The 20,300-nt window shown below is 44.2% G+C and carries 18 protein-coding genes and 1 pseudogene; 7 read left to right on the forward strand and 12 right to left on the reverse strand.

Annotated elements, in window-relative coordinates; genetic code table 11:
- Position 1: 1 nt before the first annotated feature.
- Genes H6F63_RS23375 through H6F63_RS23385 form a run of 3 tightly spaced genes read left to right on the forward strand, consistent with a single transcriptional unit; the run spans position 2 to position 2,273 of the window.
- Complete coding sequence (locus H6F63_RS23375) at positions 2-946, forward strand: aldo/keto reductase (RefSeq protein ID WP_190639783.1); 945 nt, start codon at positions 2-4, stop codon at positions 944-946.
- 35 nt (positions 947-981) lie between these two features.
- Positions 982-1,944, forward strand: coding sequence for an alpha/beta fold hydrolase (locus tag H6F63_RS23380; RefSeq protein ID WP_242020070.1), 963 nt, complete (start codon positions 982-984; stop codon positions 1,942-1,944).
- A gap of 29 nt (positions 1,945-1,973) precedes the next feature.
- Positions 1,974-2,273: a DUF2470 domain-containing protein gene (locus H6F63_RS23385; protein WP_190639784.1), complete on the forward strand. Its 300-nt coding sequence runs from the start codon at positions 1,974-1,976 to the stop codon at positions 2,271-2,273.
- A 125-nt stretch (positions 2,274-2,398) separates the two neighbouring features.
- Here H6F63_RS23385 and H6F63_RS23390 read toward each other — a convergent pair whose 3' ends face one another.
- The 4 genes from H6F63_RS23390 to H6F63_RS23405 all read right to left on the reverse strand — a co-directional run bounded on the left by H6F63_RS23390 (position 2,399) and on the right by H6F63_RS23405 (position 4,379).
- Entirely contained in the window at positions 2,399-2,833 is a 435-nt protein-coding gene (locus tag H6F63_RS23390) for a hypothetical protein (RefSeq protein WP_190639785.1), read from the reverse strand.
- Positions 2,834-2,933: 100 nt separating this feature from the next.
- Positions 2,934-3,260, reverse strand: a complete 327-nt coding sequence (locus H6F63_RS23395; RefSeq protein WP_190437078.1) for a 2Fe-2S iron-sulfur cluster-binding protein — start codon at positions 3,258-3,260, stop codon at positions 2,934-2,936.
- Between the two features lie 13 nt (positions 3,261-3,273).
- Positions 3,274-3,654: a calcium-binding protein gene (locus tag H6F63_RS23400; RefSeq protein ID WP_190437077.1), complete on the reverse strand. Its 381-nt coding sequence runs from the start codon at positions 3,652-3,654 to the stop codon at positions 3,274-3,276.
- A 71-nt stretch (positions 3,655-3,725) separates the two neighbouring features.
- Complete coding sequence (locus H6F63_RS23405; RefSeq protein WP_190639924.1) at positions 3,726-4,379, reverse strand: Uma2 family endonuclease; 654 nt, start codon at positions 4,377-4,379, stop codon at positions 3,726-3,728.
- Positions 4,380-4,552: 173 nt separating this feature from the next.
- Here H6F63_RS23405 and H6F63_RS23410 point away from each other — a divergent pair, with 173 nt between their 5' ends.
- The 3 genes from H6F63_RS23410 to H6F63_RS23420 all read left to right on the forward strand — a co-directional run bounded on the left by H6F63_RS23410 (position 4,553) and on the right by H6F63_RS23420 (position 6,278).
- Entirely contained in the window at positions 4,553-5,626 is a 1,074-nt protein-coding gene (locus tag H6F63_RS23410) for a chlorophyllase (protein ID WP_199298232.1), read from the forward strand.
- A gap of 110 nt (positions 5,627-5,736) precedes the next feature.
- Entirely contained in the window at positions 5,737-5,961 is a 225-nt protein-coding gene (locus H6F63_RS23415; RefSeq protein ID WP_190437068.1) for a ribbon-helix-helix domain-containing protein, read from the forward strand.
- Positions 5,916-6,278, forward strand: a complete 363-nt coding sequence (locus H6F63_RS23420; protein ID WP_190639787.1) for a type II toxin-antitoxin system PemK/MazF family toxin — start codon at positions 5,916-5,918, stop codon at positions 6,276-6,278. The genes H6F63_RS23415 and H6F63_RS23420 overlap by 46 nt, the downstream gene beginning before the upstream one ends.
- A gap of 21 nt (positions 6,279-6,299) precedes the next feature.
- On the opposite strand, the gene H6F63_RS23425 is transcribed toward H6F63_RS23420, so the two are convergent.
- The 4 genes and pseudogenes from H6F63_RS23425 to H6F63_RS23440 form a co-directional block, all read right to left on the reverse strand.
- Positions 6,300-7,811 carry an FAD-dependent oxidoreductase gene (locus H6F63_RS23425; RefSeq protein WP_190639788.1) on the reverse strand — a complete coding sequence of 504 codons (1,512 nt, stop codon included), beginning with the start codon at positions 7,809-7,811 and terminating at the stop codon, positions 6,300-6,302.
- A gap of 193 nt (positions 7,812-8,004) precedes the next feature.
- Positions 8,005-9,402, reverse strand: a complete 1,398-nt coding sequence (locus tag H6F63_RS23430) for a TldD/PmbA family protein (protein WP_190639789.1) — start codon at positions 9,400-9,402, stop codon at positions 8,005-8,007.
- A gap of 229 nt (positions 9,403-9,631) precedes the next feature.
- Complete coding sequence (locus tag H6F63_RS23435; protein WP_190639790.1) at positions 9,632-10,198, reverse strand: DUF1269 domain-containing protein; 567 nt, start codon at positions 10,196-10,198, stop codon at positions 9,632-9,634.
- Positions 10,199-10,468: 270 nt separating this feature from the next.
- Positions 10,469-11,011 (reverse strand): annotated as a pseudogene (locus tag H6F63_RS23440) (general stress protein); the annotation flags it as partial.
- A gap of 720 nt (positions 11,012-11,731) precedes the next feature.
- On the opposite strand from H6F63_RS23440, the gene H6F63_RS23445 reads away from it, so the two are divergent.
- Positions 11,732-13,288, forward strand: a complete 1,557-nt coding sequence (locus tag H6F63_RS23445; protein ID WP_190639791.1) for a hypothetical protein — start codon at positions 11,732-11,734, stop codon at positions 13,286-13,288.
- 274 nt (positions 13,289-13,562) lie between these two features.
- On the opposite strand, the gene H6F63_RS23450 is transcribed toward H6F63_RS23445, so the two are convergent.
- The 4 genes from H6F63_RS23450 to H6F63_RS23465 all read right to left on the reverse strand — a co-directional run bounded on the left by H6F63_RS23450 (position 13,563) and on the right by H6F63_RS23465 (position 20,212).
- The gene (locus H6F63_RS23450; protein ID WP_190639792.1) at positions 13,563-15,206 is read right to left on the reverse strand and encodes an alpha/beta hydrolase; all 1,644 of its coding nucleotides are present in this window, start codon (positions 15,204-15,206) and stop codon (positions 13,563-13,565) included.
- 194 nt (positions 15,207-15,400) lie between these two features.
- Complete coding sequence (locus H6F63_RS23455) at positions 15,401-17,065, reverse strand: dynamin family protein (RefSeq protein WP_190639793.1); 1,665 nt, start codon at positions 17,063-17,065, stop codon at positions 15,401-15,403.
- A 67-nt stretch (positions 17,066-17,132) separates the two neighbouring features.
- Complete coding sequence (locus tag H6F63_RS23460; protein ID WP_190639794.1) at positions 17,133-19,214, reverse strand: dynamin family protein; 2,082 nt, start codon at positions 19,212-19,214, stop codon at positions 17,133-17,135.
- A 764-nt stretch (positions 19,215-19,978) separates the two neighbouring features.
- Positions 19,979-20,212, reverse strand: a complete 234-nt coding sequence (locus H6F63_RS23465; protein ID WP_190418028.1) for a Nif11-like leader peptide family natural product precursor — start codon at positions 20,210-20,212, stop codon at positions 19,979-19,981.
- Positions 20,213-20,300 lie beyond the last annotated feature (88 nt).

Raw genomic sequence — 20,300 nt, forward strand, 5'->3', positions numbered from 1 at the left:
CATGAGCAATAAAGAATTACTTTCAAATACATCTTTAATTGTCGGTTGCTGGCAACTCGATGACCGCAGCTGGAAACAAATTTCAGAAAATGACATTGCCCGTGCGCTGGACATTTACTTAGCTTTAGGTATCAATACTTTTGATACAGCAGACATTTATGGACGCAGTGAAAGTGTTGTTGGTCGCTTGCTGAAAGGACGCGATCGCACAATTTTTACTAAAGCTGTCTTTTTCGGAAATGTCCCCACTCCCGCACAAATTAAAAGCAAAATTGAAGCTTCTCTCCGCAATTTGCAGCAGGATACCTTGGATTGCGTGCAAATCCACTGGCACAACCCGCAGCTAGATTTTGACTCTACTTTTGCAGCTTTCAATGAATTATTAGAACAGGGAAAAATTCGCCAGCTTGGTGTCACCAACTTCAATACTCCTATGTTGGAAAAAGCTGTAGAATACGCCCCCATCAGCAGTCATCAAGTTCAGTATAGTTTAATTGACAGACGTGTTGAAAACTCAATGCAGACGCTTTGCCTGAAGCAGAATATTGCTTTGTTGCCATATGGCCCTTTAGCAGGCGGTTTCTTGTCAGAAAAGTTTCGAGGTGTCACCTCACCTCCAAGCGAATTATCTCACGCTCGTAGCTTCTATTACAATAGTATGATTAGAGCGCACGGTGGTTGGAAACCTGTACTGGAAATGCTGGAGACATTGGCACAGGTAGCGCAGAAATACAATAAGACTATTTCCCAAGTTACGCTAAATTGGGTTAAGCAACAGCCTGGTGTTGCTGCTGTAATCTCTGGCTTTACTACAGATCGTCAGCAGATCCAAAAAAATGTGGAAGCTTTAAGTTGGAGTCTAGATAAAGAAGATTTACAATTACTTTCTCAGAGTTCAGATGCTTTGTTTAAGCAACCTGGAGATATTTACTCTTACGAACGATAGTTGTGAGTTTTTCAACCAAAAGGACGCAAAAAATTATGCAATCAGTATCTGAAAATTCAATGATTACTGAGAATGTGGCAGTTTCTCCAACACAGTTTTATACTTGGAAAAATTATCGCTGTGCTTACGAAGTTTATAATCCAATTAATCAAACAACAGATAACGGAATTCCCTTGCTGTTAATTCATCCTATTGGGGTCGGGTTATCTCGCAAGTTTTGGGATAGATTCTGCCGCGAATGGTATGAAAAAGATTGCCAAAATTCAATTTACAATCCTGATTTATTAGGATGCGGTGAAAGCGATATGCCGCCTGTTGCTTATAATCCCGCAGATTGGGCTGAACAGTTGCAACATTTTTTGCAAACAGTGGTACAAAAACCTGTGATTGTGTTGGTGCAAGGTGCCTTGTTACCTGTAGCAATTGAGTTAGTTCGCTTACAATCTAACTTGGTTAGAGGTTTGGTGTTGGCTGGGCCTCCGGCGTGGGCGGTGATTACTAAACCTTCAAAAGGTTTGAAGCAAAAAATAGTTTGGAATCTGTTAGAATCTCCTTTTGGTAGTGCTTTTTACCGTTATGCGCGACGACCGCAGTTTTTAGATTCGTTCTCGATTCGCCAATTATTTGCTGATGAGGATTCAGTAGATGAGGAGTGGTTGGATACACTGGTGAAAGGTGCGGTTAATCCAGATAGTCGCTATGCTGTTTTTTCGTTTTTGGCGGGATTTTGGCGACAGGATTATCAGAATGCGATCGCATCCATTACCCAACCTACTCTAGTAGTCGTAGGAGACACCGCATCAAGTATCAGTCAGTCTGGAAAAGGGGAAACACCTGATGAACGAATAGCTGACTATCTGAAGTCTTTACCGAACGGTCACGGTGTCAAAATGTCAGGACGTAATGTTTTACCCTATGAATCTACGGCTAAATTTGTCACCGTAGTTGCAGATTTTGTCAAGGAGATCCCCCCAACAGGGCTTAATCAGGGGAGCTAGGATATTCTTATACAAGAGGAATTTAACTAATGTCTGAACAAATAACTGCTGAAATAAGCGATCGCATCTGCAAACACATGAACGATGACCATGCAGATGCAATAGTTCTCTACGCTAAAACTTTTGGCGATACTCCCAATGCGATCGCAGCAGAAATGCTATCAATTGATTCTTTGGGAATGAATCTAATTGCCCAAATGAATGATGATGCTACGCCAATTCGCATTCAGTTCGACCATGCGCTAAAAGATGCCGAAGATGCTCACCATACACTCATTGAAATGATAAAACAGGCGCGTTCCAATTCCAAACAAAATGTAGATATTTAGGCAGGTCACACCACAGCATAACCCATTAATTAACCATAATTGTAAGCTAGTCTCGTGCGACGCGAAACCCAACAAACGCTTATATTGTGTTGGGTTTCTTTGCTATGCGGTTTGGAGTTTTTAGCTTATACTTCTTGATTAATCTGCGAACTATCGAGTCCCCGTTTTATCCAGTTTATACACTCGCGATCGCTTGTAAATATTTTGGGTGCAGCAACATTATTTAAACTTTCAGGTTTATAATGGTCATAAAAATATTTTTCTGATAATTGATAGACAATTATCAAATTCTCACGATAGACGTATCTACTCTTAAAATAATCACCCATACTGACAATATCTGAATGTTCATCTAGATGTTCCTTGGCAACATCAATGATGCCAGCAATGCGACTAGAATAGATGCCAGCAGGATTTTCTACCTTATGGAATTTACCTTTATGTCCCAATTCAGAGAGTAATGTATAAGAGTAGATATCACCATTAGCCATCCCAAAAACAAACGGGATGATTAGATGTCCTTTATAGGAAACCGAGTTTTCGTAAAGTAAGCGACGCATACTATTTTGGATTTTAAATTAAAGGGATAGATAAAAAGAATTAGTCTAAAAATAATTGTATCACTAGGACTTTTGTTAATTGTCCTAGTAATAACAAAAATCATTCCGGCTTAAAGTAAAGAGCCGATTTATATAAAACTTGCTCTTGGTGGGTTTCCAAAGTGCAATCCGACAGGGGATAAGCCACACAGGTAACGATATACCCAGCCTCTAGTTCTTTTGGACGCAGAAACTTTTGTTCGCTTTGGTCTACTTCACCACTCACCAACTTGGCGACACAAGCCGAACATTCCCCTTGTTTGCACCCAGAAGGTAATCGAATCCTCGCATCTTCAGCCATATCCAAGATGTACTGATCGTCTGGTACTTCGATGATGCGGTCAAGATTGAGTGCCGAATTCACCAACCGGACTTGATAAACTGCCATTAAAACGACTCCTTTAAAACTCGTATCCTCTGCCAACCCAATAGTGCCAATCGGCTATTGCTTCCAAGGTTTCGCTATCAGCATCAATCGGTTCTATATCAGATAAACGAGCCGAGAACGTATCTTCACCTGTAGCATCTTTGTAAAGCACTTCTACAAACATATCGTGCGAGCATTCATCCTCCGATGACATTTCCACCACCTCAACTTCTTTACCTTCAGGTGAGGATGATTTGCGTCCCTTTCTCACCCACTTAGCTTTAAAGGGGAAGTTAAGATTATCGTTAAGGTAGTAGTACCATCCCATCGCCTGTTCTTCCTCGTCATAGGCATCAACGATGATCTCCATTGCAATGCGATTCTCTCGGATTTCGTCTTCCTCAACGTTAGGCATAAGACATCGGATCTAGATAATTAAACTTTGAATATAATAAATCTTTCGAGCGATCGCGTTCTCGATTCTTCTCAACGATTGTCGTCACGATGCTCTATTTGCTGTCTCACCCAAGCGCGAAAAGACCGAATCATGGGGATTTCCCCAATTCTTAGACTTTCTTCCAGAAACCCTGGAATTTCTGTTGTTAAGGGTAGATTTGCAAAAGTAGCAGAGACAGTGCAAGGAACATACACTTCGTCTCGCAATTGATAAATTTGCATTACAGGTTCGTCGTAACGCCAAACTTCCGGAACACCCAAAGCCAGATAAATTGAAAGTCGGTCAACAGAAGCGCTGGTATAGTCCACCTCCACTGCTAAGTCAGGAGGTGGGTCAATCGTTAAATCGATATCCCTTTTCTGTCTGATTAGCGGTTCATTTTGAATATAAAAGCAAGAATCCGGTTCAACACCCCGCTGAAGGTCTGGACGCTTACAAGTGAGAGATCCAGCGCTTCTGAGGTTAAGGTTAAGTTCCTCAGCTAAAGCGAAAACCAAGTGTTCCAGCAGTCTATTGTTGCTCTCATGAGGCATCAGAGGGGTCATAACTTCCAGCATTCCGCGATCGTAAGCCAGTCGGGTGTTACGATCTTCTCCCATCTCTGCAAGTATTGTTTCAAAAGTTTGCCAACTAATGTTTTTCAGTACAACTCTCCCTTGAGTGGTTTTCGCTGTCGTCACCATAGGACTTAACCCCGCGTTTTCTACCACGATATCAAGTTGAGTAGGTAACGAGGATGCGTGAAGCGAAGCAGCTGTGTTCAACGTCGCATTCTGTATCCAAAAAAAGTTGTTGCTAGTAATATTATTTGATGATCTCTCATCCTGCATACGTATTTGATAAAGGAGTAAGTTCTGTGGCTACCCTAAGAGTGTTGTCAATAGCTTCTGCTGGTGCAGTGTTTATTGTTGGTGGTATCGGGGAAACTGCCGCTGCAAGGTTCAGCAATGCTCCTTTGTTTAACGATGTGGGTAGCTACAGCACAACAATCTCCGCTAATAATGACTTAGCAGATATCTACTTTCCAAACCCAGCGAACCTGAAAACTGGCAACTACTCATTTCCTATTGCTCTGCTGTTGCAAGGTGCGAATGTCGATAAATCAAATTACACAAATTTCGCCAGTACAGTAGCAAGCTACGGATTTGTAGTGGTTGTACCCAATCACCAGAAGTCACTGCCACAGTTCGGATTTACGGGACTTCTACCCGAAACGTCACAATTAAACGCGGTTCTGGTACAAATGGTGCAAGAGAACTCCAACTCTACTTCACCTGTTGCGGGCGTTATCAATACACAGAAACTAGCCTTGCTCGGTCACTCCCAAGGGGGTGCTGTCGGACTATCCGCTATTGCCAACCTCTGCCTTCCTATTTTATGTGAAGGCTCCTTCAGCCGACCTAATGAACTCGTAGCAGGAGCGTTTTTTGGTGCAAATTTACGGAACTTCAATACTCAAGAGTTTATCCCCATCAACAATTCAGAAATTCCGACTGCTCTCTTGCAGGGAAATCTTGATAACGTTGCTCTTCCTGTCAATGCTCAAAAAACATACGAGCAGATCCAAAACCCTCCTAAAGCATTGATTACTGTTTTGGGTGCTAACCACTATGGCATCACAAATACTAACAATCCTGTGGGTGCAAGACCGGATATAAATCCGACAATTGCACAAGATGTAGCAGTAGAAACTGTAGCGCGTTGGAGCGCACTTTTCTTGCGTGCCAGCGTTCTCGATGACAAAGATGCTTTTAATTATGTGTATTCTACAGGGGATGCTCTGGATGTAAATGTGAACGTAACTAGCCAATCAAAGCCAGTTCCCGAATCCTCTTTGACATCTGCTTTGGTATTGCTAAGTGGTTTTGGTGCAGTGTTTGGACTGAAGAAAAGAAGACAGCTAAATAATTCTAAGGTAGCCAAAAATTAGGTAATAAAGTTTTGCTATGTCTATGGGTTGAGTATGCGATCGCATACCTACCAAAACGCGATCGCGCCCTAAACAACTTATACTACTTATAGTATGACTCTAGGTAGGATATGGCTAAAATATCTATCTCATTGCCAGAGGAATTGCTGACTTACCTCGACCAAAAAGTTGAAAATCGCAGTGCTTTAATTGAATCTCTCTTGCAACAATGGCGACAGCAGCAAGAAGATGCAGCACTGGCAGCAGCTTGTTCTTTGGTAGATGAACTGGAATTAGGTTGGGAGAGCGAATGGCAAACGGCGGTGATTACGGACTGGGAAGCATCTGGATTGTGACCTTCGATCCATCTGTAGGTACAGAGATTAGAAAAACCCGTCCGGCGCTGATAATTTCTGGTAGCGTATTTAATGCACAGCGTAGTAAGGTAACGGTTTTGCCCTTTACCTCAGCACGGATTGATGACCCTCGAATTTCGCCTGCGGTGGTGAGAATATCCTCATCATCACAAAATGGGCTATCTGTAGATAGCCTGCTGGTGTGCGTCGAACCTATGACCTTTGACAAAGTGCGCTTAATTCAACGGGTAGGCGAACTAGAAGCAGAACTATTACAGCAAGCTCAAAACATTCTGCGCCAATACCTACAGCTTTAGGTACAGCACAATAGAATTTAGCTAAGGTAGCCAAATATCGGATAAGAAAGTTTTGCCGAAGCTGCGTATAGTTTGGTTAATTGACCGACCAAATTGAATATGCGGTTCATCCGCCTCGACTGGTAAAATCAAAGCCTTACTTCCACTACTAAAGCGTGAAATTACCAAATTTGCTGCTTCCAAACCTGTTACATAAGCCTTTTCCTGCGACCAGGAACCGTGACGAGTAATAATCCAATCACCACTCATAAAGACATTATTGATACTCGTCTCTCCTGGCAACATATACTGATAGCTACCGGGGAGAAAGTGAGTAACTGCATTTGGCAGACGAATAACGCTGCTATCAATTACCTTGGCTTCGCGAAAAGCTGGCACGCAAGTTGCTAAATCGCGCTGAACTAGCGGCACAATTTCCTCGTCGCTTAACGGTATAAACTGATTAGCGTGATAAAAATCTGCCTCAATAACTGTTCCCGGTTCATCGCGGTATTCATCATGCAGCACGTTCAAATCAAAAAATGTCCAGCCAGTTGTTGCATTGAAACCAAAACAGGCATTAGAAGGACGAGGAATATTAATTTTGCGGTCAAACCAGAGGCGAGTTGCTAACACATCAACTGCCCCCAAATTGTGAATATCCCGAAATTCTTGACGACTTTGTAAGCTAGGGCTACTTGATACAATCTTCTTCATACCGCTGATACCAACAGCAAAGATAACAGCATCAGCTTCAAAAACTTCATCACCGCAGACAACCGCTGTCGTTTGATTATTGCTATCAACAATCACGTCACTTACTCGACGGTTTGCGAGTAATTTTGCACCCGCTTGTTCAATACGTTCCACCCAAGGACGAAATATCTTTTCTCCGACAGTTCCGCGACACCAGACGACATCAAAATCGGGTTGGTGAGCCAAAATGAAGTAATAAAGCATACCCAGTGCAGCGGCGGCGGAACATTGCTCTCCGGGGGCAAATAAACCTACCAGCAGCATCGGCTCGAAGGAATCATGGTAAAGTCGTGCCGAAACACCAAAATCTTTGAAGAGTTCTCTTGCTGTCACCTTGTCGTAGCGTCGCCACGCTTCATCAGAGTTGTCAAAATCGAGGACGGCGTAGAGTAGAGGTAAAGCTGAAATGCGATCGCTTAACGGCAACCGCTTAAACTGAGTGTAGAGAAAAGTCCCAAGCGGCGTAGGTAGTCGCGGCAAATCTTGAAAAATCGGCGATTCAACTTCTAATCCTGCGGGGGAATACTGGGAGGAACGAGTCCAAGGTGTGAAGGGATTTAGCCCTAATTCGTTTACCAGAGAGAATATATTTCGGTACGGATACCAGAAGCCGTGAATACCAGCTTCGACAGAACGCCCCGCCGCTGTTTTCCAGCCTGCGACTAAGCCACCGGGATAAGAACCAGCTTCTAGAAGGGTTACGTCGTAGCCTTGTTTTGCTAGGTGGTAGGTAGCTCCTAAACCTGCCCAACCTGCACCAACGACGACTACTTTTGGGGTTTTTGTTTCTGTTGACATCGCGCACTCTCCATTTTTTTTCAGGATGACAATTAAGAACCCGCCCTGCTTGAAGAAAAGGGGGAGTTAGCCCCAACCCTTCAAGGGCTAGGGGTCAGAGTGTATTGCATCCTAAGAACCGCTATAAGAAAAAATTCTCAAGGTTCAAAACTGCGGAGCAACGGAACTTTCCGGCTCCGCAAAACTCAAAACTCTAGTCCGCATCTCCCCCGACAATGACATTTTTGATTCGCAGACTTGGGCCGCCACAGCCTACAGGTAAACCGTTTTGTCCGCCTTTGCCGCAACCGCCGGATTCATCCCAGTAGAAATCATCACCAATGGCTTCAATATCAGCTAACGTGCTGAAGACGTTACCGGAAAGCGTTACATCTCGAACTGGTTCAGCAATTTTCCCATCGCGGATCATCCAGGCTTCAGCGGCGGAGAAGGTGAACATTTCCCCGTTTGTCATGCCGCCTAACCAGTTGCGGGCATAAACGCCTTCTTTGATGCCTGTGAATAAATCTGGCACAGGTGTCTTACCCCGCTCAATCCATGTATTCGTCATACGGACGAGGGGCGGATAGTGGTAGTTAAGACAACGAGCATTGCCTGTGGGCGCTTCTTCTAATTTCCCGGCGGTTTCGCGGGAGTGAAGCCGTCCGACTAAAACGCCATCTTCAATTAGCTGAGTTGTGGTGGCTGGTGTCCCTTCATCGTCGTATAAGTAGCTACCGCGATGACCAGCAGGTGCGGCACCATCAAAGATTTGCAACTCTTTTGGCCCAAATCGCCGTCCCAAGGTCATGACTTCCAGTAAGTCGGGGTTTTCGTAAGCCATGTCTGCTTCTGAGAGATGACCAAAGGCTTCGTGGACAAATAGCCCGCTGAGTATGGGGTCAATCACTACAGTGTAGGTGTTGCCTTTTACTGGGGGTAGTGAAAGGGCATCCACCCCTCGGAGTGCGGCACTTTTTACCTGCTCGTCAAGATTGGTTAAATCTTCGTAGGCTTTGCGGGAACCTGTGGTTTCGCGTCCTGTTTGCACAGTTTCGCCATTACGGGCGGTTGCAGCAAAGCGCATTTCCATGTCCACCCAGGATTGTTCGATCATCGTTCCCTCTGAGGTGGCGAGGATAATTCGCTGGGATGTGTCGCTGTACCGGATGGAGGTGGTGGTAATTGAAGAACTGGCGCTCTTGAGAATGGAGGTGTAGCGATCGCACAATTCTTTTTTGCTTTTCAGGGAAATTTGTCGCGGATCTGTGCCTGTCAACGCCAGCTTACATATAGCTTGCACTGGGTCTATGGGAGCCAGCAGGGTTTCTTCATCGCCAATCATCCGAGCCGCGCTTGTCGCTTCTTCCACCCGTTCTGCTAGGGTAGAAAGCTGATTGAATGAAGCAAAGCCCCAGCCTCCTTTGTAACAAGCCCGGACTTGTCCACCAATGGAGATGCCTTCTGTGAGGGTTTCTATTTTGTCGCCTCGCAAAAATATATCGGTTCCTTCGGCTTCTTCTAGTCGAATCGCTAAATAATCCACGCGGGAGGAGTAACGAGCAACCAGATCGGCGAGCAAGTTTTTGGCATCAGCGAGTAAGCTCGGCATTTGTCTTGCAGCAACTATAAACTGCCTCTATTGTGCAATTTTTTTGGCTTAGTGTACCACTGCATCAGGAATTAAAAATTAAAAATTGAAATTCAGTTATTTGTAAGTTTAGGTTGAGCCGGAGCCACGCCTAACAGATGGATATGGAAGGTTGGGTTAGGTCGCCTTAGCCCAACCTTAAGTTTAGTTTTTTCTTTTTTGCCTTTTACCTTTTACAGGATTGCCTTGTTTAAAGTGGTCTTTCTATTCTGTTAGTTATAGCTGGCGGTAGTGGTGTTGCGGCGTCGTAAATTCTCAATTCTTGAACATTCCAACGGCTGAGGATAGCTTCCGCTTGACGCACCTCGGCTTCTGTGCCTTCTACCATCACAAAGTATTCACCGCTATGGATGCGATGCTCGTAAATTGCAGCTTGTTCTTCCGGAATACCGTAGCCAATTAATCCACCCAATAAGCTACCTGCTGTAGCACCGATTACACCACTGGTTAACGTGGTTGCCAAGGCTGTTGCTGCTGCTCCGATTAATGCGATCGCGCCGACACCTGGAATAGCTGCCAGGGTGCCTAACCCAATAGCTAAACCGACGGTACCGCCAACTGCACCACCTGCGATCGCGCCAATGTTTGTTCCCTCTTGCGCCTTATTTTCCGGTGGCGGCGACACTTGCTGTGGCTCTTTGCTGATGGTAGAAACTTGATTCATCGGAAAGCCAGCGGCTTTCATTTCCTCAATAGCGCCTTCTGCATTCTGAATGTCTAAGAAAACACCAAATGCACGTTTTTGCTGAGTAAGCACGATTCTTATTTCCTCCCGCTAATTGGAGACTGGGAAAAGTTAGGAGTGATGATTGAATTAATAACTCCTCGCCTCCTAACTTCTAACTTTTCTCGTCTCCTCAGTCTCTAGTTTGACTCGCACCCGCAACCCATTCGTTTATAGGGTCTGTTCGCGACGGTCAATAATTTGAACTGGAGCATCTGTGCTAGGTGTCGGATCAACGACTGGAGTCGAATACGTGCGGCTGGGATCGGCAGCAGTTGTATTATGGGTGGTACCAGTAGTGCCAGGAGCATCATAAATACCCCACTCTTCAATTCCCCCATGGCTCAAAATCGCTTCAGCACGATGAATATCATTATCATCGCCGTCCACCAACACTAAATAATCTCCTCTGGAGACGCGATCGTTGTAAACTTTGGCTCGCTCTTCAGGAATTCCTAATCCAATCAAAGCACCTAATAGACCACCCGCTGCTGCACCAATGGCTGTTCCCGACAGAGTTGTGGCTATGGTGGTGGCTGTAGCTCCTGCTAACATCACCGGCCCGATGCCAGGAATTGCTAAGGCACCTAAGCCTACTAATAAGCCAGTCAAACCGCCCAAAGCACCGCCTGTAACAGCGCCTGTTGTTGCGCCTTCGTCGGCTTTATTGCCTACTTTATTGCTTACATCCGCTCCAGCAATGTCGCCTCCTTTCTTTGCGTCCTGTGCTACCACAGAAACTCTATCCATAGGAAAGCCAGAGTTCTTCAGCTCAGTCAGCGCTACTTCTGCATCGCGGTAGTTTGAAAATACACCTACAGCACGCTTATGTTGTCCTACCATGATTCCTCCTATTTCCTATTAAAACAGCTTGCTTTATGTCACTAAAGAACAAGAACAAACTTTTTTTTGCTTACACCTTGAATTTTGGAATTTATCTAAATTTATGCCATCAATCTTCAGATATAAAGTTAACCTTTATCTGCCTTAGGTAGGAAAATATTATCTTCCTTAAGGCTTAGAAATTTCTTGTTTTAGGTAGTTGCCTTTAAACCTTTAATAGTGTCATGTTTCTTTAAATAAATTAAGCTTTAGAAAATAACGTCTTAATACAAAAAATGCTTGCTTTAGCAAGGGCATTTCTAGGTAAATTGTCTACTGCTTACATAAGGATCTAGTCACGAAATTCTTGAAAGGCAAGTAATAAAGAGATTATAATTATTGAATAATAAATTTATTGATAACGCAGAAGTTGAGTTGGAAAACAACGAGCGTGTGCAAACATACGCCCTACGCCTATCTAGGATGTAGGTATACAGAGAAATGCCTATAGCAGTCCTAAATGGCTCGTGAAGGCGAGATCCCCGACTTCTTTAAGAAGTCGGGGATATGTAACAGTTGGCACCTCACAACTCAAATAGGATTGCTATATATAACCGCGATTTTAGCCGTCAGGTGTTTTTCAAGCATGGGGATACACTCTTTTAATTTCGGTAGCGAAAGTGGGAATTATAAATTAGGTCTACTTGAGTGTCGTTTTGATTTCGTTGGAATGGAAAATTGCAGATGCGCTACCTTTTATTAATTTTTGTTTCTTCTTTCCTGAGTTTAATGTCGGGGCGGGTGGTTACAGCCTCGGAGATTCAAACGCCGAATTTAGTTAAGCAAAATTCGTTTAGATCAACTTCGGCTCAAACTTTCTGGCCTGAAGCGCAACGACTTCTACAGGATCAGATAAATTTAATTAATCGCATTGAAAGAGCGATCGCATCGGACGATCCCTACGGTGTTTTTGTAGCCGAGGGAAAAATAACTCTCCACCAAGGAGAAGTAGAACGCTTTCTCAAAAGTCAATATCGAAATCCTGCTTTGTTGTGTACCCGCACGAACGGCGGCATAACACCCGCAGGCTCCGATTTAAGTGTAGAACAGGCGCAGGTATACTGCTCTCTCTATGCTTCAACTGCCCAGTTGATGCCGCTACGCCCAGTGCTGGAAAGACGGCAGGCGACACTGACACCAAACAATCCCTTAACATTATCTAGAAGCCAACAGTCGATTTTGGCAGTGCCTCCTCAGAAGTTGCCTTCCCCCCCTACAAGTTACGTGGCTCCAGAACCGCCGTTAGTGGGGATAAGAGCAAAAACGCCGATTTCTGGATATCAGCCCCCGATTGCACCGGCGATCGCGCCCCCACAACAAGCAACTACGGCGCTAGCATCTGCCAAACAGCTACTCTCCCAAGCAGTAGCTTCCTTTCCCTCAGCAACTCCTTTCATTGATGCAGGCGAAACAGCGCAACTCAAGGAACGCAACGCCTACGGGCTTGATCAGCAAGAACCTCAAGAGTACGAAAATTTTCTCTCTCAACCCAACACTGGCATCGCCCGCGTCTTGCCAAGTGGGATTGTCAACTCCCAACCGATGCAAAATCGGCTGATTCCCACAGTAGCAGAGCGTTTCGCCTATCCTCCCTTGCTGCGGGGAATTGGCGGTGATATTGCCCCAACCACTCGCTCATCTGGGCGCATCTCTCAGGAAGATGAATTTACCCCCAGATTTGCAGTTAAGCTGGAAAATGGCAACTTCCAGATTGCCCAACGCGGGCTGGATTACGGTTTTATCATGGATTTGGGGGAAGTGCCTTTAGAAAATCTCGACCCCACACTAAAGAAAGTTCGCGCCCTCTCGCCCCAAACGCGCCAGTTTTTCCTAAATTATCGTCCCCCTAATGAGCTTGCAGCTTTGCAGGTAGATCGGCAACGCTTCATCACTGGCAAACTAGGTGAAGTTAGTGTTAGCGAACCAGTCCAACAAACGACAGCGCTGGAATCGGCAATAAATCGTCTTTCTCCTGACGCGCCAGTGGTTCTGAACCACACTTATTTAATGCGATTAGTTCAGTTTCAGGTGCCAGAAGTTGTTCTCAATCGCGGGACAGTTAACAGAGAGCAACGTCGCTATCTCGACCAAATTTTAGAAACACCCAGCAGCGATGCCTTGGTTGCCTTCCGCCCCGTCAACCGCCGTCCTGATGGCAGTTATACGGTTTTGTGGAGAGTGCTGAATCAGTTCCCAGATCCCCAAATTGAAGACTTGGAGAAGTACGTCAATTTGCAGTGAAGAGTAAAAGTACCTGACCCGCCCAGAACTCAAGTTCCGGGCTAATAGCCAAAGTCCGTTAAAACGGACTAGAGATATTGCAATTAGTCGGTTTTAACCGACTTACGCTATTAGCCAGGGACTTGAGTCCCTGGCTAATGTTTCTGGGTAAGAGCCAAAGTCCGTTAAAACGGACTAGAGATATGGCAATTAGTCGGTTTTAACCGACTTACGCTATTAGCCAGGGACTTGAGTCCCTAGCTAAAGTTTCTGGTCACAGTCTAGAAACGAGATATTACTTTTGATTCTGAATAAAATCGTTAACTACTTCTTGTGCCTCTGGTGGAATTTCCGTAACCAGACGAATAGGGAAAGCATCTGTGGAAGCTAACTGTGCATATTCTGGCGTGAGAAAAATCGCGTATTTGGCAGCTTCGTCTGTGAGTTGTGCTGCCATTGCTAACGCGATCGCTTTTGTGTAGTTGCGGATATCAACAGCTTTCTCCCCAACTACTTCACCGCCTGTATAAAATGTATTCGGTTGCCCAGCTTGATCTTGGGTGGTGCTAGGATCTTTTACGCTCAGATGGGTTCCCCCAACAAAACCCACGAGCCATTTAGGGGATGGTATTTTCCCAAAACCGATAATCTGCTCAGTTAAAGCTGGAGTTGTTTTATCGGCGGAACCAGCTTCAACGAGTGTGGGAACAGCGACTGATGCCAAACCAGTTTCGCCAAATAAAAGCGAGGTAGTGGGGTTGAGTGCGATCGCTGCTTTAACCCGTGGATCTCGCAGTTGGTAGCGGTCTTCCGGAAGTTCTCTGGCAAAACACTGAGAACCTTCCCCCAAACTGAAGGAAATCAAGTTACCTTGACAGCGCTGTTTTAACTCAGTTAGTTGCAACTCACCACCAGCGATAGATAAAGCGGTGGAACCCCCCAGAGAATACCCAATTACCATGACGCGATCGGGTGCCAGTTTACCTTTAAGTTGACTGTGGTTCAACTTCTCTAGTTCGTCGATGACAAAACTGATATCCTTGGGGCGATCTAAAAATTCCTGTGCAGATAAGAGGGGATTTCTGCCCTTAAGTGCATTCCTCACATGAGTTTCGTTACTCCCAGGATGTTCTAAAGCCGCTACCACATAGCCGTATGATGCCAAATGTTCTGCCAAGTAGCGCAAATCTGTGCGAACTGAACCCAGACCGTGAGACAAAACTACGATCGGTTTGGCAGAAGACGCAGCTTCAGACCAGTAAACATCAACTGGAATTTCCCGGCGGCGCTGTGTATCATTTAGTTTCAAGTTCAGCACCTGCACGGATGCGCTTCCCGGTTTGGTGGGGTCAAAAGGTAAATTTAGCTGGGGACGCTGAGGAACCAGTTGGGGCGCGATCGCTGCCATAAACGCCTGAGTTTGCCAAAAAGAGGTGTTAAAGTTTCCTACTACCCTGAACGCCCGATCTAAATCAATATATATAGTTTGCCGGGGATAAGCTTCGACAAAACTCAGCAGAGATAGTCCCTCCGGTTTTCTAGCTCCCAGCACCAGTCCCGATCGCACATCTAGAACTCCCACATTATCCCGTCGCTGTGTCGCACTAGCTAAAGCTGAAGCCAGCGTTCTGCCAATCTCAGTATCAAGTAATCTACTAACACCCACAACATTCAGGTCAAATTTTGCCCGTAGCGCTGATAAAATTTGGCTGCGTTGTTGAGGAGACAGTTGACGAGCAAAACGTTGAAGATCGGGTGGAACTTTTCCGGTTTCCGCAACCTTTCGCAGATCGGCTATATCTATTGATTCCGTAGAGGAGCCTTTAGTTACAACAACAGTTTGAGCAGCTTGTACAGAATTTGGCTCTCCGCTTATGCTATAGGCGCAAGTACCGATAAAACTTATAACTGATAATAGCCATCTCAACCGGAGTTGCATGAAAGTGTTTCCTAATTTCTGCTCTTAAATAAGTATAATATGACACCAGTTTGTAGCCAATTACGTGATGGCACTCCCCACACCACCTTAGCCTGATGCTACACAACCAAAAAGGGGCTGCGCGATCTTAAAATATCGATAGTCTGCGGAGGCAGGTTTTGTTTGGGCGGTTGCGCCTACAGTGGTCAGGCTATCTAATTTCGCGCTACCCGATTTAATTCTTGATTCAGGTTATCCAATAAAGCATTTAACAATTGCAACTGATGATGCTGATTTGTCAGCTTTAATGGTTCTTCCTTTACTTGACAATTAATAACTTTTTCTGCGCCTTCTTCGTATTGGCGAAGCGTTGCTATAGCTTGAATGTTGAAGCGGAGTAAATAATCTTCCGCCGCCTCAGCATAAGCTTCTTGTACTTGATTTACATAAGAAGCTGATGATTCTGAGTTTTCGCCGTCTTGTGCCATTTGATTAATAAGATAAGTAGCACCTCCAACTACTGCGGCTCCTACAGGGCCTCCTAAAAGCCAACCTAATCCGGTTGTAAGCGCTATCGGAGCAACACCACTCGACTGAGTTGAAGTGCTTGGTTGATTGGGTAAAACTACTTCTGGAGGTTCAGGAAATGAAAACCATAAATTAGCAGGTTGAGGTTGCTCGAAAAATTCACAAGCTTGATGTACCCATTTGATAATTGCTTGTTTATGTTCTGAGAGTGCATTCTTAAATGCTCCTTGTTCCCAGGTTTGAAATTCACCTTTTTCAAGGGCTGAAATAATTTCAGATTTATAGCGGGTTATGAGTTTTGGTAAGTGCAGCCAACTATCTAATTTAGCAATATCCGCTTTAAAGCCTTCTTTAAGCAGTTGTTTCGCCTTTTGTTTGATTTTAAGCTTAGCACTGCGCTTCTCTTCAACTGCTTGCAATTCGTTAGTTATTGCTTGAGATTTTGATTGTAGTGCAAGTTTTACTTGAGATGCGATCGCTACCACACGAGGCAACCGATTGGTAACTTTCCCCTGCTGAACTTCCACAATACTTTGTAGAGCTGATTCAAACATAGGAAGCCCAGTAGTCTGTCCCGCTGCACCATCTCCTTTTAATCTAGCTCTTAAAGCAGGTAGCGCATCAACGCGGTACAAATTACTAATATTATTTGGTAGCTCTGAACGGAAACTTTCTGCTACAAAAACCAAACGATTATATACCTGTTTTTGGTCGTCCGGTTCTAATAAATTCAAGAAATTCACGACAAAAACCACTGTTTTTATACCGCGATCTAGCAGCCAATCTCTCATATTTTCCCGTTCGCCCAAAGTCATTAACTTTCGAGCATCTAGCACCTGAACAACCAAATCTGCCGTTAAAAGTTGGTCGCGCACTAATGTATCCTGCGCTTCCATGTCGTTTGTTCCCGGCAAATCCAATAGTTCTACACCACTTTTCAAGAAATAATGTGGGCAGAAAACCTCTATCGAAGCCACATCGCTCCGCATTCGCCTATCATCATCAAGGATGGCAAATTGTTTCAGAACATCCGTTCCGTTTTCACTAATTTCTCTGCCATCCGACATCATAATTCGGGTGTGTAACTCCGAACCATATTTAACTGTGATGGCTGCACCTGTGGTAGGAATTAAATCGATGGGTAAAGTCCGCTTTCCTAATAAAGCATTCAGCAAAGTTGACTTACCATAATTAAATGGGGCAAAGACCGCAATTCTAAAGCTGGAATTTCCCAGATTATCGCAGATAGAAGTCACATCTTTTTGCAATTGGGAATTTTGCTCAAAATCAAGCAGACCAACCGCAGATCGAAGATGTGTTAAGAGGTTCTGATAACTTTCCTGCTCTTGCATACAGTTCAACTCAATAAAACTCTGATGCTTGTTGCTCGTTCCCAGGCCGTAGCCCAGGAACAAGTGGTTAAGCTGCGGATGCTAGGAAATTACGATATACAGCCTCAATATTTTGCCATTGAGAGTTTATCTCAGTTTCCAAACCTTTGAGACGATTTAACTCCGTGTCCCGATTAATTTCAAAACCTCCTTTTTGTTTCAACAAATTATCCAACTCAGCTTTCCGAGCATCAATGTCATCATTTATTCGCTTAATGACTTCCCGTTCATAAGCATCAAAACACTCTTTGACACCTTCATGTACAGGCAACCATTGCTCGTTCGCCACTTGAGGCAGATATTTTACCAATTCTTTTTTGGCAGTTTTAACTAATTGTTGACGAGCTTGATCGGCTTGCACAAAACCTACACCCATTCCGATCAACACCAAACCAAGCGGCCCCAGAAAAACACCAGTAACCCCACTAACAACGTAACCAATGCCAATCGCAGCGGCATAGTTAAATAGGATGTTTTTCCAGTCGAAGCCTGCGCCAGCCATTGCTACGCCCGCTATGTTACCCCGTGCAAGTGAAAACAAACCCATCGCCCACTTAGTCCATATTGGCGAGTTATCATCTTCAGGCGCGGTATTTGCGTTAATCTTTACTTTTTGTCCTGTCAGCTTCTCAGTAATTTGATCTGTTACTTTACTGTAGGAAGCGCCATAGCTGGCAGCACTTATAGAAAGTTGAGCAAAGGCTGCATTTAACTCTTTTTCTGCACTTAAAGTCCAAGCAGCGAACTTGTCAGTAATGTATTGCTCAAATGCTTTTTGTAGAGCGGCGTTGAATGCTTCACGTTTACCTTGATTAAGGAAATCAAATAGGTTTAGTTCCGGCTGATAGCGCAAAAAGTCGGTTTCAAATGTATCTCCTAAGCTAAGAACGTAGGAACTGAAAGAGTCAGCGATCGCTTTCGCCTGGATATCTCTGGTAAAACGAATTTCTTGCTGAAACTGATCGCGAATTTGGCTTAGTTTGGTGAATTCCGGTTCAACTGAACTAATCCTCTGCTTGAGTTGATTGACATCCTGATCGAGTAAAGGGATGCGGCGTTCAATCGCTTCTCGCGTATGATTGCAGGTTTGACGTGCGAGAGTTCTGGCTTGTCGCAGTTGAGCGATCGCTCTCTCCTTCGTTAAAAATGTGTTGAGTGCGCCCATGAACTCAGGAAACCCCGTAGATTCTAGAGAAGCTGAAGAGTTTTTTAAGCGTCTCCTCAGCGCCTTTATTGCCGAAATTTCAAACACTCGTTCATCATAAATATCATGTCCATCTACCTGACAATAGCCAGACAAATTGGCTTTAAAAACTCGTCGCCGTTTCCCTTCAGCTTCTTGCAATTCTTCCACATCATCAGGATCGATTAATCCCTCGCGCACCTGATCCCAAGCATTGATCAGAAAGAAAACACTCAAGCCTCGACCTTTAATATAATTTTCTAGATAGCGACGTTCTCCAAGGGTACAAGGCTGCGATGCTCTCAGCACAAACAAAATAGCATGGCAATTATTAATATATCCTAAAGACAGTTCGTTCCGTGCTTCTGTATCATTTAGTCCCGGACTATCAACAATTTCAATTCCCTGTTCCAATAAAGGTAAGGGATACTCTACAACTGCATAGTCAATATTAGGAAATGCTGGCTTTTTATTTTGTTCTAATTGCTTAGCTTCTGCTGGATCAATTGTGTATTTATGCTTAAAATGTTGGAAATCAAGTTCTTCAGGAGATTTTCCATCATTAAAGTAAACAGTTACTTTCTTCTGCGCCCCATAGCGTAAAACAGTAAGTATAGCGGTACAAGGATTCACGTCACTTGGTAGCAAATTTTCCCCAATCAGGGCATTGAGAAATGTACTTTTGCCCCGCTTCATATCCCCTAAAACCAGCAGTCGGAATACACCAGTTCGTAAATTCATACTAACCCCATTGATATCTTCTAGTTGTGCCTCTAAGCCAAGTTTGCCAGATTTTTCTTTCCCTTCTGTTTCTGCTTTTTCTAGAGTTTGAGCTATTTTTTCTAGACAATCAGCAACATCAGAACGCACTTGAGCGACTTTACTTAAGTCGTTGATAAAGCTATCAGCTTCAACTGTATAATTCATGTTTATCCCCTGCTATCTAACGGTTAGGTCTTTCAAATTGCAAGAATAGTTTGGGTAAAAACCAAACCAGTTTTCCCACTATCACGAATCCAGCAATCCACGAAGCTACTTTAACGCAGACAATTGCCGCAACACCAAGAACTAAAAACTTTCCAGCAATTACAAGTTTTATCTGCCACCTTTTTAACGAATTTTTAGGCTGATGTCGAAGAGTTTTATGCAGTGGCGGCGCTTTGGAATTGGTTTCAGCTTCTATCTCCTGAAGCCGAATTGCATGTTATTGTTCCTGCACTTCTCGTTCTCGTCGTCGAAGTTCGTTGTTGTTATCGTCTGGAGAATTCATCAGTATTTGTGCTGTCTAAGATGATGTAATTGTTGGCATAAAAGCAGTATTGTAGCTTGGGTTTCGCATCCTCCATCCCAGCCTACGCAAGATAGCAAAATTCCCTATACCTTAACCTCAGAGTCTCAACTCTGGCTAGCTCAATGTAGAAAAATTTTATCCAAACAAGTAGTCCTAGTACATTTGCGTAGGGAGTAAATAGGATTTACAGGCGCGTGATGTATTCTGGCACACACACCAACTAAAAAATAAAGAAGTGATCGCCTTCTCCGGCTTACATATAGAATATTACAACGCCCCGCTTCAAATCCCCAGCGTTGTACGCTCAAAGCATAATTTTGTAGGATTAGCAACAAAAAGGCAAAAGAAAACAACAATTTCTTTTGCCTTTTGCGTTTTTATTACTCACCCTATGCAGCGACTAAATCCAGCGAACGCTCCGCAGCCAAGGCCAAATGCCTGTCTGTCTTCTCAATGTGACACCTTCGCTATGTTCTTTAACAACTTCCTTGAGTTCATCTGTGGTTAAGGGATAACCCAATTCACTAGCAACTTTTACGAACTCATCTGGATTGGCTACGGCTTGGAACTGTTTGCGTAAATCTGCATTGCGGGTAGCAGCTTCCAATAATTGGCTGGCACTTTCTTTGGACATCTTTAGAATCTCCTTCTGGTACTGAGTTTTTTTGACCTCATCTAGCGTCGCAATTTCATACGCTATAGTAGTGCTGAAATTATATTTT

Origin of the sequence: Trichocoleus sp. FACHB-40, from assembly GCF_014695915.1 — a bacterium.
Lineage (GTDB): Bacteria > Cyanobacteriota > Cyanobacteriia > Cyanobacteriales > FACHB-T130 > Funiculus > Funiculus sociatus.